General features: G+C 43.8%; 2 protein-coding genes. Both read left to right on the top strand.

The genetic code is table 11. The annotated features are described in order from the left end of the window. Positions 1-303, top strand: a 303-nt coding sequence (locus R8N49_RS28130; protein ID WP_318190572.1) for a glycosyltransferase family 9 protein, incomplete at its 5' end; no start/stop codon positions are given. After that, positions 297-635, top strand: a 339-nt coding sequence (locus tag R8N49_RS28125; RefSeq protein ID WP_318190571.1) for a glycosyltransferase N-terminal domain-containing protein, incomplete at its 3' end; no start/stop codon positions are given. The genes R8N49_RS28130 and R8N49_RS28125, both read left to right, overlap by 7 nt.

Here is a 635-nt window from a genome sequence, read left to right as displayed (position 1 = left end):
AGTTTAATTGAAGCGGTCGATCTTCTTGCTGCATGTAAAACGGTGGTCGCAAATGACTCAGGCTTAATGCATGTAGCAGCCGCTGTAGGTTGTAATGTCGTTGCTGTTTATGGCTCAACATCACCAAAGTACACACCACCACTGGCTGAAAAAGTTGAAATGGTTCATACCGATATCGACTGCCGACCATGTTTCAAGCGTGAGTGCCAATACCAACATTTGAAATGCTTGACTGAGCTATCGCCAAAACAAGTCCTAGATAGCATCCAGAAGCTCGAAGCCATTGCGACTAGTTCATGTTAATTCGAATTATTTATACGGCACTGTTAGCGCTTGCCTCACCATTTCTTTTATTGGGCTTATATAAAAGCAAGCCCAATAAACCCAAATTTGGTGGGCGATGGAAAGAACACTTTGGAATAACCCCACAGTTAAAAACGCATCAGCGTCCAATTTGGATTCATGCTGTTTCTGTAGGCGAAAGCATCGCGGCAACACCTCTAATCAAGGAACTCAAACAGCAATATCCAGAGCAACCTATCGTTGTCACAACAACCACGAGCACTGGTGCGGAACAAATAGCCAAGTTGGGTGATTTAGTTGAACACCGCTATATGCCAATAGACTTTGGCTTT

The organism is Vibrio sp. 1978, from assembly GCF_033344345.1.
The sequence above is the reverse complement of the archived record's forward strand: the minus strand, read 5'-3'. Positions and strand labels throughout refer to the sequence as shown.